Source organism: Cetobacterium somerae ATCC BAA-474 (assembly GCF_000479045.1).
Lineage (GTDB): Bacteria > Fusobacteriota > Fusobacteriia > Fusobacteriales > Fusobacteriaceae > Cetobacterium_A > Cetobacterium_A somerae.
On record NZ_KI518105.1, the window covers coordinates 81,064 to 99,686 of the forward strand.

Below are 18,623 nucleotides of genomic sequence, written 5' to 3' on the forward strand. Positions count from 1 at the left end.
TATGATGATGAATGGAATGTTATTACAAAATGAGATGTTATGGATAATAAAACTATTTTTAAGTTTTATTATTGTTTTAGGTGCTTATAAATGTTTTGGAAAAACGGGACTTTTTATTTGGATTCCAATATCTATGTTTATAGCAAGTGTTGAGGTAATGGTTTTAGTTAAACTTTTTGGTTTACATGCTTCATTAGGAAATATACCTTATGCTAGTGCATTTTTAGTTACAGATATACTTTCTGAAAAGTATGGGGAAAAAGAGGCTAAGAAAGCTATATGGATAGGATTTTTTACCAATATAGTTATAGCATTTATGATAAATTTTGCACTTATGTTTACTCCAGAAGCTGATGGACTAGAGATGCATACTAATTTAAAATCGATTTTTGGATTGTTCCCAAGATTTATGATAGTGGGATTAGTATCTTATGCAATATCTCAGCATGTGGATATATATCTATATAAGATTTTAAAAGAGAAGTTTCCAAAGCATCTATGGATTAGAAATAATGGAAGTACTATGGTAAGTCAGTTAGTAGATAATATTTTATTTACAACTTTAGCCTTTACTGGGATTTTCTCTTTTGAAGTTATGTTTGAGATATTTTTGAGTACATATATATTAAAATGGATAGTTGCAGCTATGGATACTCCATTTTTATACTTGGCAACTAAAATGGATTCAAAGAAGAGTTTATGTTAAAAAAGTTTTAAATTCAATCATTTGTTGTAAATGTTTCTTATACGAGGTATAATATAAGTAAAATCAAAAAATATTTGATTTTTTTGGAGGTACCAATGAAATCTCACTCAAAATTAAACTGTCCAGAAATTATTTACAATGAATTAGAGCAATTTATCTATTCTAAAAGTTATGTTTTTTTAACAAGAAAATTAGATCATAACATACAGATAAGAAAATACAATATTAATGATTCTTTTGAAACTGTTGCAAAATATATAGACTTACATGGTGGAAAAATTGTATATGGAGTATCGATTTTAGAGTCAGATATTCTTTTTGAAAAGCAAGCTTTTGCTGTATGGGAATCGCCAGAGAATACTCTTCACCATGTGACAAGAGGTTCAAATATGAAAATTATGTTTATTCCAAATGAAAATCCATATGTGATTCCAGAAGATTATGTCAGTGATTTTTATAATCTTTTCTCTACGAAAGAGGAAAGTTGTATAGAGGAATTTATATCTAATAAAAGACGTTTTCAAGAGTTGATGTCAAAGACAACGAGTTCTCTAACAGAAGATGAAATGAACGATATTTGTCGTTATGGAAATCTATCTGCTTTAGAAAGACTTACTAATAAGAAGATAGAGAAAGACTTTGATTTAAAAGATAGAATCTTAAAGAGAGTTAAGAAATAGAGAGATCAAGCTCTAAGTAGACAAAGTGTAATACAAAAGATTAGAGCACCCTTAAAATCGGTTTTGTGCAGTTTCAATCGATTTTATATGGGTGCTCATCTTTATAGAGTAGAAATTAGCAAAAAGGTTAAAACTGAAATTAGAGAGTCAAAAAAATGAACTTTTGTCAAAAAAGTAGTAAAACAACATATTTTAACTTTAATTTATATAAAAATACTTATAAAAGAGGAAAAAGTTAACTTTATGACTTAAAAAATAGGTATTTGTTTAAAGTGTAGTGTTTTATAGAAAGTGTAAAATATAGTATTTGGAGGGGTAAATGTCAGTAAAATTTTATAATGATAATGCAGATGATTTTTTTAACAACACAGTAAATGCAGATATGAGTGCTACTTATAAGATTTTTGAAGAGAAACTTTCAGAAAAAACAGGAGGAATTCTTGATTTAGGTTGCGGAAGTGGAAGGGATGCTAAGCACTTTTTAGATGAAGGATTTACAGTTACAGCTTTAGATCTATCACCAGTTCTAGCTGAGAAAGCTAGTGAATTTATTGGACAAAAGGTTATTGTGGCGGATATGAAAGATTTAGATTTCCAAGATAGATTTATAGGAATCTGGGCTTGTGCTTCATTACTTCATCTGAGAGAGGATGAGGTTTTAGAAACATTGAAAAGATGTCATAAAGCTTTAAAGAAAGATGGAGTTATATATGCATCGTTTAAATATGGAGAAAGTAACTATGAGAAAGATGGAAGAAGTTTTACTTGTTTTACAAAGGATAAATTTTTAGATTTAATAAAAGATTTAGAGTTTTGTTGCTATGAAACTTTTGAAACTGGAGATGTTAGGCCTGGAAGAGAAAAAGAAAGATGGCTTAATATAATTTTGAAAAAGGGATAAAACTTTAGAAAGAATTAGAAATTTTAGAATAAAGGTATATTTTATATAGAATATGCAGTATTAAATCCAGTGAAAACAGGAGTTTAAAAAGCTCTTGTTTTTTTATTAATACCATTACCTTAAAAGTTATTAGATAATATTTTATAAAAAATAGAAAAAATTCTAATAATTTTGTGATATTATATATTTAGAAAAAGAAGTGATACAAGGAGAAAAAATGACAGATCAATTAACAATTAATGGAATAGTATGGAAAGCATGTGATACATTTAGAGGAACTTTAAACTCAAGCCAATATAAGGATTATATTTTAACAATGTTATTTGTTAAATATCTATCAGATTCTCACAAAGAGAAGGTAGAGGAGTTAAAAGCTAAATACAATGGTAATGAGGAAAGAATTAAAAGAGCTTTGGAAAAAGGAGTTTTCATATTAGATGAGGAGTGTAGCTTTGATAAGCTATACTCACAAAAAGATGAGGACAATATTGGTGAGATAATAAATAGAGCCCTTTTAAAGATAGAGGATGATAACTTTAGAAAATTATCTGGTGTATTTAAAAATATTGACTTTAACTCAGAAGCTAATTTAGGAAAAACAAAAGAGAGAAATACACTTTTAAGAACATTATTAGAGGATTTTAACAATCCAGATTTGGATTTAAGACCATCTAAATTAAAGGGAAATGACGTTATTGGTGATGCTTATGAATATTTAATTGCTATGTTTGCAGATGACTCTGGAAAAAAAGGTGGAGAGTTTTTTACTCCTTCAGAGGTATCAACAGTTGTAGCTAAACTTGTAAACCCTAAAGAGGGGGATAGAATATATGATCCAACATGTGGTTCTGGTTCTCTTTTAATAAAGGCTTCTAAAGAGGTTGGAAATACAAACTTTGCTGTATATGGTCAAGAAAAAAATGGTGCAACTGAATCACTAGCTAAAATGAATATGTTTCTACACAATATAAATGACGCTAAAATTGAATGGGGAGATACTATAAGAAATCCACTACATGTTGAAAATGACCATATAATGAAATTTGATGTAATTGTAGCTAATCCGCCATTCTCTTTAGATAAATGGGGATATGAAGAAGCTGAACATGATAAATTTGGTAGATTTAGTTATGGACTACCTCCAAAGTCTAAAGGAGATTATGCTTTTGTACAACACATGGTGGCATCAATGAATGAAAATGGTAGGGTAGCTGTAGTATTGCCACTAGGAGTACTATTTAGAGGAGCTAGTGAAGGAAAGATAAGAAAAGGATTTATAGAGGAGAATCTTTTAGATGCTGTAATAGGGTTACCTTCAAATTTATTCTTTGGCGTATCTATCCCAGCTTGTATTTTAGTTTTCAAAAAAAATAAAGCAACTAACGATATATTATTTATAGATGCAAGTAATGAGTTTTTACAAGGGAAAAACCAAAATAAGCTAACAAAGGAAAATATTGATAAAATTATAGATACTTATAGAGAGAGAAAAGTTATTGAAAAATACTCACACATAGCTACTTTAGATGAAATTCAAGAAAATGATTACAATTTAAATATCCCTAGATATGTTGATACTTTTGAAGAGGAGGAAGCTATTGATGTTCCTAAAGTTCAAGGGAAAATAGAGGAGTTAAACAAAGAACTAACAACTTTAGAGGAAAAGATGAAAGCCTTTTTAAAAGAGCTTAACCTAGAAGGTGATAACAATGAAAGAGATTAAGCCAGGATACAAAGAAACTCCAATAGGAATACTACCAAGAGATTGGGATGTGAAAAGGTTAGGAGAGTTATTAGAATTTAAAAATGGAATTAACGCTTCAAAAGAACAATATGGTTCAGGAATTAAATTTATCAATGTTTTAGATATTTTAAATAATGAATATATAACTTTTGATAAAGTAGTGGGGAAAGTGAACATTAATCAAGAAACTTTAGATAAATATGATGTTAATTATGGTGATATTTTATTTCAAAGAAGCTCCGAGACAAGAGAAGAAGTAGGAACTGCAAGCGTTTATCTTGATAATAATCCTAATGTAACTTTTGGTGGATTTGTTATAAGAGGAAAGAAAATAAGTGATTACTTTCCAATATTTCTAAATAAAGTTTTAAAAAATTCTGCTGTAAGAAATCAAATAACTTCAAAAGCTGGGGGAAGTACAAGATATAATGTAAGTCAAGAAATTTTAGAAGGTGTTTTAATTCCAATTCCTCCAAAAGAAGAGCAAGAAAAAATAGCTCAAATTCTTATGACTTGGGATGAGGCAATTGAAAAACAAGAGGAACTTATAGAACAGGAAAAAGAGTTTAAAAAAGGGATGATGCAAAAAATCTTTAGCCAAAAGTTAAGATTTAAAGACGAAAATGGAAATGATTATTCTGAATGGGAAGAGAAGAAGTTAGGGGAAACAATAAGTTTTATTGTTGATAATAGAGGAAAAACACCTCCTTTTCAAGAAAATGGCATTCCCTTGATTGAAGTAAATAGTATAGGAAAGAAAAAAATTGATTATAATATAATAAAGAAATATGTAAGTGAAGAAGTTTATAATAATTGGTTTAGAAAATATTTGAAAAAAAATGATATTTTGTTTTCAACAGTTGGAGCAACGGGGTTGTGTTCAATATATGATGAAACAATAAAATCAATAATTGCTCAGAATATAGTGGGATTAAGATTTGAGTTCCAAAACCATATATTTATATTTTATTTATTAACATTTGAAGAAAATAATGTTAAATTTAAAAAGATCCAAATGGGAGCAGTTCAGCCTAGTTTAAAAGTCACTCAAATGACTGAGATTAAATTTTTATTTCCTCCTCTTCCAGAGCAAGAAAAGATAGCTAATTTCTTATCAACAATAGATGAGAAAATAGAGGTTTTAGAAAAGAAATTAGAGGAACTTAAAGAGCAGAAAAAAGGATTAATGCAAAAACTTCTTACTGGAGAGGTAAGGGTTTAAATCAAAGCAAAGGAGGACTTATATGGAATTAAATAATATTGTTAAGATTTTAGCTTTTTTAACATCCTATTGTCCTCTTTGGATTCTTTTGATAATTAAATATGGATTAAATGAAGATTTAAAAGGAGATTTAATTTTAAAGACATCTAATATTTATAAATATTCAATTTCTTATCCATTAATTTCATGGAATATTCCTATATTTATATTAATTAGTTTAATTTTAATTTCTTTGGTGTGTATTTTTCTATTTTTTAAAGCTATAAAACCAGGAGAAAAAGATACAAATATTGAGTATTATAAAATAATTGAAACAGAAGATAATGATTCGGATATTTTAGGGTATTTATTTACATACATAATACCTTCATTATCTATTGGTGGTGATATTTCAAAATTAATTCAACTTATTTTATTTATTGTTATAGCTTCTTTTTATATAACAAGTAACTCATTAATTACTCTAAATCCAGTTATTAGAATTTTAGGATATCATATATATAAAGCTAAAGTAATTAGAAATAATTTAGAGCAAAGTATATATATTATATCAAAATTAAAAAATGCTTTAATTGAGAAAAATACAAATATAAAATTATTGGAAATTAGTAGTAATATTTTTTATTTAGAACGAGGAGGAAAACATTGAATATAGCTTATTTAAATTTATTAATTGATAAAATATCGGAAGATCAAACGACTCAATGTCTTAAAGTTTGGTTAAAAGAAAATAATCAGGATTTTGTAAAAAGAGTTAATATAAAAGCTGATTTAAAAGAGATTGCAAGAAATGCAATTATTAAGTTGATTAAAAAATTAGGCGATAATGACGAAGTAGAAGAGTTAAATTTAGAAAATAATTTAAAAAATTATTATTACATACCAATTAATGATGTGCTTAAATACGAAGAAATAAAAACTAAAATACTTAATTGCAGAACTGTTATAGATGATTTAGCAGTATTACAAAATACTGATGCAAAAAATTTAAAAGCGTTTATTATAGAGTTTGAGTATTTAGTTAATGATAAACCTAAAAAAATTCATTTATTTATTGATTTTACTAGAAGCTTAGTATTTAAAAAGACAAAAATCTGCCTATCTAAGAATGGTAAATATGAAGAATTAGATATTCCATATTTTACTATTCCAGAAGCTGATGTGGCTTTTGCTCTTGAAGAAGATGAGAAATTCCTTGTTACAAAAGAGAAGGGATTTGAAGTTATTTTTGAGTTCTCAGAGATGTATAAAAATTATGCTCAAAATGTTATAACTAATTTTAGGCATGATAGAATTTTTAATTTACCTTGTATTTTAAATAAAGTTCTTTCAAATAAATCTCATTGTAAAGAGCTTTATAAAGTTGATAAATTAAGAAAATATGAAGATATTGATATGACCAAATTAATGGAATTAAATATAACAAAAGACCTTGGATTGACTGTTAATAATGATGCTTGGAATATAAGTAATAGTGACAATGTAAAAATAGTTTTAAGCATTTTAAATAGAAAAATTGGAAAAGATTGTTTGGTAAATACAGATGATTTTTTTATAGCTCACAATAAAGAAAATATATAATATTTAAAATAAGCAATAAAATATAATTGTTATTAAGGGTACTAACTAGTACTCTTTTTATTTTGAAAAAATTGAAAAGAGTAGAGTAATGGAGTATAATTAACATGTATATTAGATTAGTTAAGGCTTAAAAAAGTCTAAGGGGGCATTATGGATACTAGAGAGATAAAAACACAAAAGGATGTTATAAATCTTTTAAAAAATATGGGATATACTTATATATCTCCTGAAGATATAAATAAATATAAAGATAGAGAAAAGGATATTATTTTAAAGAAAATTTTAAAAGAAAGTTTGAGTAGAATAAATACATTTATATATAGAGGTGAAGAGTTTAAATTTTCAGAAAGAAATATTAATTCAGCTATAGATAAGATTGAATCAATAGATGGTGACTCTAAGGTTATTATAAATGAAAATATCCATAGAAGTTTAAATTTAGGGGAATCATTTAAAGAGGAGGAGCAAACTGGAGTAGGGCAATCTTTTAGTATGAAATACATAGACTTTAAAAATATTGAAAATAATGTTTTTCATGTAACTGAGGAGTTTATAGTTCAAAGGGTAAATCAGGATGAAAGAGAAAAAACTAGAAGACCTGATCTTGTTCTTTTTGTAAATGGAATCCCTTTGGGAGTAATTGAACTAAAGAGTGCCTTAGTTAGTATTAAAGAGGGTATATCTCAAATGATAAGAAACCAAGGAAAAGATGAAATACCAGACCTATTTAAATACTCTCAAATTCTTTTGGCTGGAAATGCAAGCTCATATAGATATGGAACTACTGAAACACCAGAAAAGTTTTGGTCTATTTGGAAAGAGGAGGATAAAAAATTCGAAGTTCCTCCAGTTGGAAATAGATCGATTACGGAGATTGATAAAGGAGTGTTTTCATTTTTTGAGAAAAATAGATTCTTGGAAATAATTAGAAACTATATCATTTATGATAAAAATGTAAAAAAGGTAGCAAGATATCAACAGTATTTTGCTATAAAAGAGATACTAAAAAAGATAAAAACATTTGACAATGAAAATAAAAGAGGTGGCGGGCTTATCTGGCATACTCAAGGTAGCGGAAAATCCTTAACTATGGTTATGTTAGCTATGGCTATAAAAAGAGAGGTAAGTGGAGCTAAAATAGTTGTTGTAACAGATAGAAAAGAGTTAGATAAACAGATTAGTAAAACTTTTGCTCATTGTGATTTTGGTGATGTCTCAAATGCTGAAAGTGGAAGAGATTTACTTTTAAAGATAAAGCAGGGTAAAACTATGATAACAACAATTATAAATAAGTTTGTCACTGTTAGAAGAGAGAAAGAAGAGATAAAAGATAATAATGTATTTTTGTTAGTTGATGAGGCACATAGAAGTCAAAGTAGTGATTTACATGCTGCTATGAAAAAAGTTTTCCCAAAAGGATGTTATTTAGGATTTACTGGAACACCACTTTTAAAAAGTGAAAAAAGTTCATTTCAAAAATTTGGTGGCTTAATTCATGCTTATAAAATAGATGAAGCTGTAAAGGATAAAGCTGTTTTACCTCTTCTTTATGAGGGAAGACTTGTAGATCAATGGATAAATGATGAAAAAGGGATGGAAAGAAAGTTTGAACTGATATGTAAAGGGTTAAACGAAGAGCAAAAGAAATCTTTAGAGGAAAAATGGGCTAGATTTCAGAAGGTAGCTAGTAGTGAAAAAAGGCTTGAAGTTATAGCTATGGATATAAATGAGCATTTCAAAAATAACTTTAAGAATACAGGATTTAAAGGGATGATAATTGCAGAAAGAAAATATCCAGCAGTAAAATATCATGAGATCTTTGAAGAGTATGGAGATGTAAAAACTGCTTTTATCTTATCTAAAGAGGATACTAGAGAAGGTCATGAAGTTGTGGATGGTGAAAATAAAAATTATGTAGCTAAAAAAATTGCAGAAAAGGTAAAAGAGTTTGGCTCATATGAGGCTTACGAAAGCTGGGCAATTGATGAATTTTTAAATGGTGATGAGATTGATATACTTATAGTAGCTGATAAACTAATAACAGGATTTGATGCACCCAAAGCAGCAGTACTATATATAGATAAACAGATGAAGGAGCATAAGCTTCTGCAAGCAATAGCTAGAGTTAATAGATTAGCAACAGGAAAAGAGTTTGGTTACGTTTTAGATTATAGAGGGCTTTTAGGTAACTTAGACCAAGCTTTAACTAGTTATACAAGTTTAGATGGTTTTGATGAGGATGATTTAATTGGAACTGTGATTGATATAAAAAATGAAATAGCTAAAATAAAAACAAACTATTCTCATTTAACAGATCTGTTTAAATCTGTAAAAAATAAAGATTTTGAAGATTTTTGTGTTTTTTTAGAAGATGAAAAGCTTAGAGAAAAATTCTATCTTTTATTTAAAGAGTTCTCAAAATCTTTAAAACTTGTAATGGGTAGTGAAAAAACTTATGAGATAATTTCAGATGAAGAGATGACAAAATATAAAAAAGATGCAGCTTTTTATAATAAACTTAGAAAAGCTGTAAGATTACGTTATTATGAAGATATAGATTTTGGAGAGTACGAAGGGCAGATGCAAAAACTTCTAGATACTTATATAAGCTCTGGAGAAACTAACCAGCTAACAAAATTAATGAATATATTTCATGAGGATTTTGATAAAGAGGTGTCTCGTTTAGGCGGAAGTAGAGCAAAAGCTGATACTATAAGAAATGCACTAACAAAAACTATTGTGGAAAAAAGAGAGGATAACCCTGTTTTTTATGACTCTTTAGTTCAAAAGATAAATAAAATTTTAGAAGAGTATAAAAATAAAAGAATTTCAGAAGATGAATATCTAAGTAGTATTAAAGAGATTAGAACGTTATTAGCTAATGAGGAAAGTTCTTTACAAAACTCTTATCCTGAAGAGTTAAAAAACTCTGGTTTAGGAAAAGCGTTATATGATAATGTTGGAGAAGTTTTTTTAGAGAGTTTAAACAATAAAGAAAAGTTAGTAGAGTTTGTAGTGGAATGTACTGAGTTACTTTTAAAAAAATCTAAAAAGCCAGATTGGGAAACAAATGTTGATGTACATAATGAGATTGAACTTGAAATTGAAGACAAACTTTGGGAGTTACAGAATTCTGAAAATGTGAAGTTTGAAATAGAGGAATCTGCAGAGATAATTATGTCTATTGGTAAGAGTAGATTAGGAAAAAAAGGATAAATATGGATATTAAAATTATTAGAAAAGTTATAAAAAATCCGAATATAAAGGTTAGACCTACGGGAGAGATAGTATTGACTGTGCCTTTAGAAACTAGTGATGAATATATTGAAAAACTCTTGGTAAAAAGAGAAGGTTGGATAAAGGAACAATTGGAATTTTTTAAAAAAAACTTTGTGGTAGCTAAAGAAAAAAATTATATAAGTGGTGATAGCATTAGGTATCTTGGACGTAGTTATAGGTTAAAAGTTATGGATTCTAAAGAGGAAAAAGTTACGTTTTATCGAGGATATATATATATTCATACTGAAAAAATAGAAGACAGAGATTGTAAAAAACTGCTTTTAGAGACATGGTATAGAAAAAGATGTGAGATTATTTTTAATGAGATAGTTCAAAAATATGTAAAAACACTTAATTTATCTTTGGATAAAGTTGGAATAAGAGATATGAGGACTCGTTGGGGATCTTGTAACTATGAAAAAAGAAAGATTAACTTAAATACAAAATTAATTGAAAAATCTAAATACTGTATTGAGTATGTTATTTTACATGAACTTGCACATTTAAAGTATCCAAATCATGGCAAAAGATTCTATAACTACTTGTTGACTCATATGCCAGATTATGAGTGGAGAAAAGAGAGGTTAGAAGAAAATGAGTAGGAGGCTACTATAAAATTTGGGGGAATAATAATGGAGGCAAAACAAAGGAAGATAATTGATTTATTTTCAGAGGCAAATACACAATTTACAATTCCAGTTTATCAAAGAAATTATAATTGGGAAGAAAAACAATGCAAAATATTATTAGATGACATAGTAACTCTAGCTAAAAATAAAGATATAATTTCTCATTTTGTGGGAAGCATTGTGTATATTCATGAAGGAGTTTATGCTTTAGGTGTAAAAGAGCTTAATATTATAGATGGACAACAAAGAATGACAACATTAACACTTCTATTTTTAGCAATATGCCATTCTTTTAAAAAAATTAATAGTGTGGCAATGTTTAATAGAACTTATAATAGATATATTATTGATGAGTATATTGAAAGAGATATTAAATTTAAATTAATTCCACCAGAGGATAATTTAATTTTACTAGAGAATATAATAAATGAAAATAGCAGTAAGGTGGAAGAATTTAGAGATAGAAATATGGTTAAAAACTATAGATTTTTTCTTGAAAGTTTAAAAGATTTGTCAGAAGATGAGTTAAAAGAAATTATTGTAGGAATTGAAAAATTAATTTATGTAGATATAGCTCTTGAAAAAGGAAAAGATGATCCACAAAAGATTTTTGAAAGTTTAAACTCTACAGGATTAGATCTTTCTCAAAGTGATTTAATAAGAAACTATATTTTAATGGATTTAGAAAGAAGTGAACAAAATAAAATATATAAAGAAATTTGGGTTCCTATTGAAAATAGTTGTAAAATTTCAGATGGTTCAAAATTAAACTCATATGTTTCCGATTTTATAAGAGACTATTTAACATTAAAAAATAATAAGATACCCAATAAATCAAAGGTATTTGAGGTCTTTAAAGAGTTTTATTTAAAAGATAGTTGTATATTAAAAGAGATAAAGGAATATTCTGAATGCTATGCACTTATTTTAAAACCAATTGAAGAGAAAGATAAAGATGTTAGAAAGAAATTAAAATATTTAAAAGCACTAGATCAAACAGTTTTAAATCCTTTTTTAATGGGAATACTAAAAGATTATAGAGAAAAAACAGTTTCTAAAGATGAGTTGATTAAAATAGTGGACTTATTAGAAAGTTATATTTGGAGAAGATATATTACAGGAGAACCATCTAATGCATTAAATAAAATATTTATGAGTTTATATTCCAAAATTGATAAGAACAACTATTATAATTCATTTGCAGATATAATAATAAAACAAAATTTTCCTTTAGGTGAAGAGCTAAAATATCAATTAAAAGTAAAGCCAGTATATAAAGATAGAAATAAAATAAACTATGTTTTTGAAAGACTAGAAAATTACTATCATAACGAACTTATTGATTTTGAAAATGAAAAAATAACTATAGAGCATATTTTTCCTCAAAATCCTGGAAAAGGGTGGCATGAAAATTTTAGCAATGAAGAGTTTGAACAGATGAATTCACTAAAAGATACAATATCTAATCTAACATTAACAGGAAGTAATTCTAATTTAGGAAATAAATCATTTTTAGATAAAAGAGATAACGAGCAACATGGCCACAAAAATAGTAAGCTTTATTTAAATAAATGGTTAGGACAACAAGAAAAATGGAATATCTTGAAGTTAGATGAAAGGTTTGAAAATATTTTTGAAGATATTTTAAATATATGGCATAGACCATTTTTAGAAGCTGCAGTAGATGCAAAAGATTTAATCTTTTTTACTAAAGGACCTAGATCTTCAGGAAGTGGAAAGTTGAAAAACAATAGTTTTTTAGTTTTAAAAGGTAGTACAGCAAGTAAGGAGCAAACTGCAGGTATCGGAGTAAAGAATATAAAAATTATAGAAAAGTTACTAGATTTGAATATATTAAAGGAAGAGGATAATAAATATATTTTTGAAAAGGACTATCTATTTTCATCTCCTAGTACAGCAGCAAGGGTGGTTTTAGGTAGAAGTGCTAATGGATGGACTGAATGGAAAACTTTTGATGGGAAGCTATTAGATGAGTTTAGAGTAAAAGAGGATTAAAAAAATATGACGAAGGTGTTTAAATAGATAATATGTTTGATTTTACAAACAAAAGAATTTTTCAAAGAGTTAAGTATAAAAAATATTATAATGATACTAAATATTGTGTGAATTTAAATTAATTATTTTGCAGTCAAAAATTAAGGAGGTAAAGATGTTTGCATTAAATTCAAACAATGAAATTATTCATATAAAAAATGCTTTAGTTAAAACAGATTATTATTGTGGAAATTGTGGAAGTGTATTAAGAGTTAGAAATGGTACAATTAAAATTAAACATTTTTATCATCTATCAAAAGATTGTGGAGATAAAGGAGAAAGTCTTATTCATAGGTATTGGAAAGAATATTTTTCAATCTTAAAAGAATTTGAAAAATATCATATAGTTGCGTCAAGAACAGAAGTACATCTATTAAAAGGAACTTATATTCCTGATATAGTTTTAAAAACAGATAAAGGAACTTACATAATTATAGAAATTTGTTATAAAAATCCTAAAACTAATGAATATTTTGAAAAATATAAAAAGTTATCACAATTGGAAAAAGTTTATGAGATTAAAGTTGATTTTGATAAAATTATAGATACTATAACGTTATATGATAAATTTGAATTTGAAAATTTATATAAGGAACTTGAAGTAGCCAAAAATTATTTAATAAATTATTCAAAAGATGGTGGAATAGCATATACACAAGAAATGTATCATCCAATTGAAATTTATTTAAGTTTACATAAAGAGATGAACATGATTTATAGATGGAGTTATAATCCTGAAACTAAAAAAAAGTATAAGTATCCTTATAAAAACTCAATAATTTGTACAAAAGTAAAAATTTATTTAAAAAAATATACAAAATTTTATGGAGCTATAGCTACAGATTCTTTTTATGTTAACATTTATAATGAAAGAGAACTTATAGAGAATGTTTATAAAGGTGAATTGGGTGATCTTTATATTAAAATTCCTGGATATGAAAATGAAATAAGAGTATGTGCATATGTTTTAGATAAAAAATATTTTATGAAAAATATTTAATTAGGTTTATTTTCATTTTAAAATAAAAAAGCCCGAAAGGGCTTTTTTATCTATAAAATTTATATATTATTATATAAATCAGCTTTTCCTAAACAATTAAATAATCCTAATTTATGTTTAACAACTTTTTTTCCTTCTTCTATTGCTTCTGGAAATATTAATAACGGTTCTAGTGCTGTTTCATTATTTCTTAATACTTCTCTTGTCTTTTGGAAAAAAGCATTTTTAATATCACTCGATATATTAACTTTACATACTCCTAATTGAACTGCTTCTTCTATTTCGTTGTCTGGATTTGCAGATCCACCATGTAAAACTAAAGGTATATTTATTTCATTTTTTATCTCTTTTAATAGTTCTAGGTTTAACTCTGGTTTCATCCATTTTGGATATAAACCGTGAGAAGTTCCAATAGCAACAGCTAAAGTATCTACTCCAGTTCTCTCAACTAATTCTTTAGCTTTTTTAGGATCTGTATAAATTATTTCACTAGCTCCACCTTCTGCTGAATTTCCTAAATTTCCTATTGTCCCTAATTCAGCTTCTACAGATATATTTAATGGTTTAGCTATATCTACAATTTCTTTAGTTAACTTTACATTATCTTCGAAATCTAGATGAGATCCATCTATCATAACAGAAGTAAATCCACATTTAACTGCTCTTAAAATCTGATTTTTATTAGAACCATGATCCATATGTAAAACAACTGGTACTTTACTATTTGTAGCTCTAGTTTTTACATATTCTACAAATTCATCTGTTAAATATTCTAATTCATCTGGGTGAATTGCTAAAATAATAGGTGAATTATTTTTTTCACACTCTTCTAAAGCTACTTTTAGTAACTCCGCACTTCCAATATTGTATGCACCTACCGCAAAATTGTTTTGTTGAGCCACACTTAATAAGTCCTTCATATTTACTAGCATTTTTATTCCTCCTATTTATTTTAAATTGTTTCAATATTAAAATCATCAAGTTCTATGTCTTGTTCTATAATAAGCTCTCCTTCATCTTCTTCACTTGGAACCTTTTTAGAAATCGATAATACTAATGCTGTCGTTATACTTCCTATTGATAATGCTGCTACAAATCCTAAAGGATTCTCTACAAAAGGTATTATAAATACTCCACCAGAAGGAATAGATGAACCTACATCCCATAGCATCGATAATCCTCCACCAATCATACCACCAGCTACACTCGCAGCTATAACTCTAAATGGATCTCTTGCTGCAATTGGTATAACACCCTCTGTTATCATACATAATCCCATTGGAAATGCAACTTTTGTACCTTCTATTTCAGCTTTTGTATATTTATGCTTAGTAAGTAGAACTGAAAGGCCTAACCCTATCGGTGGAATCATCGCAACCATAACTTTTACAGCTTCTGGTCCATAAATACCATTTAAAATTAATCCATCTGCGAATATTGAAGCAGTTTTATTAACAGGACCACCAAAATCAAATCCAACCATACCACCTATAATAGCTCCTGTTATAAATTTAGCTTTTCCATCTAAAGAAGTTAAAAATTCTAATAGAAAACTTTGAAGAGCAACTATAGGAATTCCTATTATAAAATATGCTCCTAATCCACAAACAACCATTGAAATTAAAGGAATTAGCATTACTGGAACTAGCCCCTCCATAGTTTTAGGAACTTTTAAATTTTTCTTTAACCATAAAACAAAGAATCCAACAACAAATCCAAATAAGATTCCACCTAAAAATCCTGCTTTTATTTCATTTGCTAAATAACCTAATACAAGTCCTGGTGCTATACCTGGTTTATCTGCAATTGAATATGCTATAGATGCACAAAATACTGGTACTAATAATGTCATTCCATAAACACCTAAATTAACCAATACTTCACTTATTTTTGTTTCAATTCCAAACCTAGGTATTATTTGTCCTATCGCTATACATAATCCTGCTGCAACAACCAAAGGAAGCATGAAAGAAATTCCTGTTAATAAATGTTTCTTTATTTGCAAATCTTTTAATTTCATTTTGAACCTCCTTAAAAGTTTTTGTATGCATCCTCTAATTTCTCAAATAATTTAACTGTTCCCTTTATTGCGACATTTGTTGGAACTTTTATTAATTTTTTGCCTTTAAATCTATCTACACCTATTTTGATATCTGCTGCTATAACTACAAAATCAGCATTATTTATTTGACATTCTGTTAAAACACTTTCTGCACCCATAGATCCTTGGGTTTCAATAAATACCTCATGCCCTCTTTCTTTTCCTACACTAAGAAGTTTTTTTTGAGCCATAAATGTATGAGCTATTCCTGCGGTACATGCACAAATTCCTACTATTTTCATAATTCACCACTCCTTACCTAAAATTTTTATTATTTCATTTTTATCTTGTACTTCTTTTAAAAACTTTACATTCTCATCTTCTGCTAAATTACCTGCCACTTTTGATAATATTTTTATATGTGTATCATTTTTATCTTCTAAAGTTACAGCAAATAAAACTATTAAATCAACAGGATCTCCATCTAAAGTTTCCCATTCTATTGGATGCTTTAATCTTGCCACAGCTAACGAAGTATTTTTAACCCCCATAGATTTTCCATGTGGTATAGCTAATCCACTTTCTAATCCAGTTATTCCTTGGCTTTCTCTTTTAAAAATATCTTCTATAAAAATATTCTTATTCACTAGATCTCCTGTCTTTTCTAAAGAATTAGCTAATATATTAATAATGTCTTCTTTATTCTTTGATTCTATATTCAAATGAATATTATCTTCTTTTAATATTTTTCGTATCATATTTCATTACCTCCGTAACCTTTTGTAATATAAGTGTATAATATAACGAACACTTTTAAAAGATAAAAAACATTTCTTTTTTTTTTGAAACATTTTTTACTTTTTTGTTTTTAATTTAAGTGGTATACTTTTTATACTTGGAGGTGATTCTTATGAGTCTTAATTTTAAACATTTTGAATTAATAGAAATGCTTCAACAAAACTGTTCTTTTCAAGAAATTATAAAAAAATCTAATCTTTCAGAAAGAAATATTAGATATCAAATTGATGAACTAAATGATGAATTAAAATCAGATTATAAAATTAAAGTTAATAAAAATGATATAACTTTGAATAATAATTTCTCTTGTCTTCATGACATATTTAAAAATTTTGAGAAAATTTTTTATTCATACTCCTCACAAGAAAGAATTGACCTTATTATTTTTAAGACTCTTTTAAAGAAAGAGTCTATTAATATAAATAGACTTTCCAAAGAATTAGATATAACAAAACCTACTCTTAGAAATGATTTAAAAAAATTAAAAATATACTTAGAAAAGTTTAATATTAATATTATTCAAAAAGAAAATTCAATTTATATTTTAAAATATAATGACTTAGATCTATGTTACTTCTTATCTTCGTATCTTAATAAATATGAAAATCTTGCTTTTAACAATTTTGCACTAAAAAAAATGAGTTTCTTTAATCTGCAAATACATGATTTATTTCTAGAATTTTTCTCTGATTCATATGAAACTCTTAAAAATATAAGAAAAAATTTTTCTTATACTATATCTGATAATAGCTTAAATTTATTTTTTTGTTTTTTAATTGGAATTATAAAATTTTGTCCAAAGCTTTACTTTAAAACAAATCAAGATTTTTATTTAAATAGTTTTGAATATATTGAAATTATTTCTAAAATGAATGAATTTTCACAAAATCAAAAATTAGTAATAACTGATTTTTTAATTGGATTATCTTATACTAAGAGTAATCCATTAATTATTTTTAATAATTGGATAAACATTGAAATTGAAATTTATAAATCTATTGTTAGTTTTTCAAAATCTTACTCTATTAATCTAATCCATGATAAAATTCTTATGAATGAACTTATAAACCACATAAAACCAATGATTTATAGAAGCTCTAAAAAAATATTTCTAGAAAATTCTATCTATAATGAAATTGTAGAAATCTATGAAAATCTTTTTTATACTATAAAATCTAGCTTTAATAATTTAGAAAGAAATCTAAACTTTATAATAAGTAATGAAGAAATTGCTTTTATAACTCTTATGTTTCATAGAGCTTTAGAAAGAAACTCCCTAAAAAAACCTATAAAAAAAATTGCGATTATTTGTAATTACGGACTTAGTGCATCTAAATTTTTAGAAGATCGTTTAAATAATACATTCTATATTGAAACTACTAAGACATTTTCTTTAAATGAATTTTATAATCTAGATTTTTCATATTTTGATTTAATTATTACAACAATTAATCTAAGAAATCATTCTTGTAATATTCCTTTAGTCAAAGTAAGTCCTTTGCTAAATGAAAAAGATATTAAAAGTTTAAAACAATTTAATTTTAAAAAACAACGAGAAAAAATATGCTTTGACTCTTTTGTTAAAGATTTAAAAAATAATAACCTAAATTTTGATAAAAATAAGCTTAAAGATTTTATTTTTAATAATTATTCAAATTTTTTTATTGAAAATGATAACGCTAAAAGCTTTGATAATAATTTTATCGAAAAAGATTTATTTAGTTATGGTAATTGTAAGGATATTAGTGAGGCAATTACTCTATCCTGTAAACCTCTTTTAGAAAAAAATTATATAAATAAATCTTATTTAGAATCATTAATATCTCCAATAAGTTTAAATAATCCAAATCTTTTTATTGGAAAAACAACTATTTTTCCTCATGCTGTAAATAATAATAATGTTTTTTCAACAAAATTTTCATTCTTAAAATTAAAAGAACCAATTGTTATAAATAAAAATAAATGTAATTTTATAATTACCTTTTGT

The 18,623-nt window shown here is 26.4% G+C and carries 16 protein-coding genes; 12 read left to right on the plus strand and 4 right to left on the minus strand.

All coding sequences use genetic code 11. The features are described 5' to 3' along the window. Window position 1: 1 nt before the first annotated feature. The 11 genes from HMPREF0202_RS04020 to HMPREF0202_RS04070 all read left to right on the plus strand — a co-directional run bounded on the left by HMPREF0202_RS04020 (window position 2) and on the right by HMPREF0202_RS04070 (window position 13,797). Window positions 2–706: a queuosine precursor transporter gene (locus HMPREF0202_RS04020; protein WP_023049972.1), complete on the plus strand. Its 705-nt coding sequence runs from the start codon at window positions 2–4 to the stop codon at window positions 704–706. A 95-nt stretch (window positions 707–801) separates the two neighbouring features. Further along, a complete protein-coding gene (locus HMPREF0202_RS04025; RefSeq protein ID WP_023049973.1) occupies window positions 802–1,386 on the plus strand; it encodes a hypothetical protein in 585 nt (194 codons plus the stop codon). A 319-nt stretch (window positions 1,387–1,705) separates the two neighbouring features. Next, entirely contained in the window at window positions 1,706–2,287 is a 582-nt protein-coding gene (locus HMPREF0202_RS04030) for a class I SAM-dependent methyltransferase (protein ID WP_023049974.1), read from the plus strand. A gap of 217 nt (window positions 2,288–2,504) precedes the next feature. Then, on the plus strand, window positions 2,505–4,010 hold the full coding sequence (locus HMPREF0202_RS04035; RefSeq protein ID WP_040406289.1) for a type I restriction-modification system subunit M: 1,506 nt from the start codon (window positions 2,505–2,507) through the stop codon (window positions 4,008–4,010). After that, window positions 3,997–5,253, plus strand: a complete 1,257-nt coding sequence (locus HMPREF0202_RS04040) for a restriction endonuclease subunit S (RefSeq protein ID WP_023049976.1) — start codon at window positions 3,997–3,999, stop codon at window positions 5,251–5,253. The genes HMPREF0202_RS04035 and HMPREF0202_RS04040 overlap by 14 nt, the downstream gene beginning before the upstream one ends. 22 nt (window positions 5,254–5,275) lie before the next feature. Further along, window positions 5,276–5,902, plus strand: a complete 627-nt coding sequence (locus HMPREF0202_RS04045) for a hypothetical protein (RefSeq protein WP_023049977.1) — start codon at window positions 5,276–5,278, stop codon at window positions 5,900–5,902. Further along, window positions 5,899–6,834 carry a Kiwa anti-phage protein KwaB-like domain-containing protein gene (locus tag HMPREF0202_RS04050; RefSeq protein WP_023049978.1) on the plus strand — a complete coding sequence of 312 codons (936 nt, stop codon included), beginning with the start codon at window positions 5,899–5,901 and terminating at the stop codon, window positions 6,832–6,834. Before HMPREF0202_RS04045 ends, HMPREF0202_RS04050 begins: the two co-directional genes overlap by 4 nt. 150 nt (window positions 6,835–6,984) lie before the next feature. After that, entirely contained in the window at window positions 6,985–10,050 is a 3,066-nt protein-coding gene (locus tag HMPREF0202_RS04055; RefSeq protein WP_023049979.1) for a type I restriction endonuclease subunit R, read from the plus strand. Between the two features lie 2 nt (window positions 10,051–10,052). Further along, window positions 10,053–10,715 (plus strand): M48 family metallopeptidase, encoded by a 663-nt coding sequence (locus HMPREF0202_RS04060; protein WP_023049980.1) that lies wholly within the window; start codon window positions 10,053–10,055, stop codon window positions 10,713–10,715. A 30-nt stretch (window positions 10,716–10,745) separates the two neighbouring features. After that, a complete protein-coding gene (locus HMPREF0202_RS04065) occupies window positions 10,746–12,758 on the plus strand; it encodes a DUF4357 domain-containing protein (RefSeq protein ID WP_023049981.1) in 2,013 nt (670 codons plus the stop codon). Between the two features lie 154 nt (window positions 12,759–12,912). Beyond that, window positions 12,913–13,797 carry a competence protein CoiA family protein gene (locus HMPREF0202_RS04070; RefSeq protein ID WP_023049982.1) on the plus strand — a complete coding sequence of 295 codons (885 nt, stop codon included), beginning with the start codon at window positions 12,913–12,915 and terminating at the stop codon, window positions 13,795–13,797. A 59-nt stretch (window positions 13,798–13,856) separates the two neighbouring features. Here HMPREF0202_RS04070 and HMPREF0202_RS04075 read toward each other — a convergent pair whose 3' ends face one another. From HMPREF0202_RS04075 to HMPREF0202_RS04090, 4 genes are read right to left on the minus strand one after another with little or no spacing between them, the layout of a single operon-like run. After that, entirely contained in the window at window positions 13,857–14,729 is an 873-nt protein-coding gene (locus HMPREF0202_RS04075) for a ketose-bisphosphate aldolase (protein WP_023049983.1), read from the minus strand. Between the two features lie 20 nt (window positions 14,730–14,749). Then, entirely contained in the window at window positions 14,750–15,817 is a 1,068-nt protein-coding gene (locus HMPREF0202_RS04080) for a PTS fructose transporter subunit IIC (RefSeq protein WP_023049984.1), read from the minus strand. Window positions 15,818–15,828: 11 nt separating this feature from the next. Then, the gene (locus HMPREF0202_RS04085) at window positions 15,829–16,140 is read right to left on the minus strand and encodes a PTS fructose transporter subunit IIB (protein ID WP_023049985.1); all 312 of its coding nucleotides are present in this window, start codon (window positions 16,138–16,140) and stop codon (window positions 15,829–15,831) included. A gap of 3 nt (window positions 16,141–16,143) precedes the next feature. Beyond that, entirely contained in the window at window positions 16,144–16,596 is a 453-nt protein-coding gene (locus HMPREF0202_RS04090) for a PTS sugar transporter subunit IIA (protein WP_023049986.1), read from the minus strand. A gap of 152 nt (window positions 16,597–16,748) precedes the next feature. On the opposite strand from HMPREF0202_RS04090, the gene HMPREF0202_RS04095 reads away from it, so the two are divergent. After that, a partial coding sequence (locus HMPREF0202_RS04095) for a BglG family transcription antiterminator (protein WP_023049987.1) occupies window positions 16,749–18,623 on the plus strand: 1,875 nt, incomplete at its 3' end.

Coding starts and splice junctions, on each gene's coding strand:
- HMPREF0202_RS04035 (WP_040406289.1), top strand. CDS start 2,505: ATGACAGATCAATTAACAATTAATGGAATAGTATGGAAAGCATGTGAT.
- HMPREF0202_RS04070 (WP_023049982.1), top strand. CDS start 12,913: ATGTTTGCATTAAATTCAAACAATGAAATTATTCATATAAAAAATGCT.
- HMPREF0202_RS04055 (WP_023049979.1), top strand. CDS start 6,985: ATGGATACTAGAGAGATAAAAACACAAAAGGATGTTATAAATCTTTTA.
- HMPREF0202_RS04030 (WP_023049974.1), top strand. CDS start 1,706: ATGTCAGTAAAATTTTATAATGATAATGCAGATGATTTTTTTAACAAC.
- HMPREF0202_RS04040 (WP_023049976.1), top strand. CDS start 3,997: ATGAAAGAGATTAAGCCAGGATACAAAGAAACTCCAATAGGAATACTA.
- HMPREF0202_RS04075 (WP_023049983.1), bottom strand. CDS start 14,729: ATGCTAGTAAATATGAAGGACTTATTAAGTGTGGCTCAACAAAACAAT.
- HMPREF0202_RS04085 (WP_023049985.1), bottom strand. CDS start 16,140: ATGAAAATAGTAGGAATTTGTGCATGTACCGCAGGAATAGCTCATACA.
- HMPREF0202_RS04080 (WP_023049984.1), bottom strand. CDS start 15,817: ATGAAATTAAAAGATTTGCAAATAAAGAAACATTTATTAACAGGAATT.
- HMPREF0202_RS04065 (WP_023049981.1), top strand. CDS start 10,746: ATGGAGGCAAAACAAAGGAAGATAATTGATTTATTTTCAGAGGCAAAT.
- HMPREF0202_RS04045 (WP_023049977.1), top strand. CDS start 5,276: ATGGAATTAAATAATATTGTTAAGATTTTAGCTTTTTTAACATCCTAT.
- HMPREF0202_RS04090 (WP_023049986.1), bottom strand. CDS start 16,596: ATGATACGAAAAATATTAAAAGAAGATAATATTCATTTGAATATAGAA.
- HMPREF0202_RS04060 (WP_023049980.1), top strand. CDS start 10,053: ATGGATATTAAAATTATTAGAAAAGTTATAAAAAATCCGAATATAAAG.
- HMPREF0202_RS04020 (WP_023049972.1), top strand. CDS start 2: ATGATGATGAATGGAATGTTATTACAAAATGAGATGTTATGGATAATA.
- HMPREF0202_RS04025 (WP_023049973.1), top strand. CDS start 802: ATGAAATCTCACTCAAAATTAAACTGTCCAGAAATTATTTACAATGAA.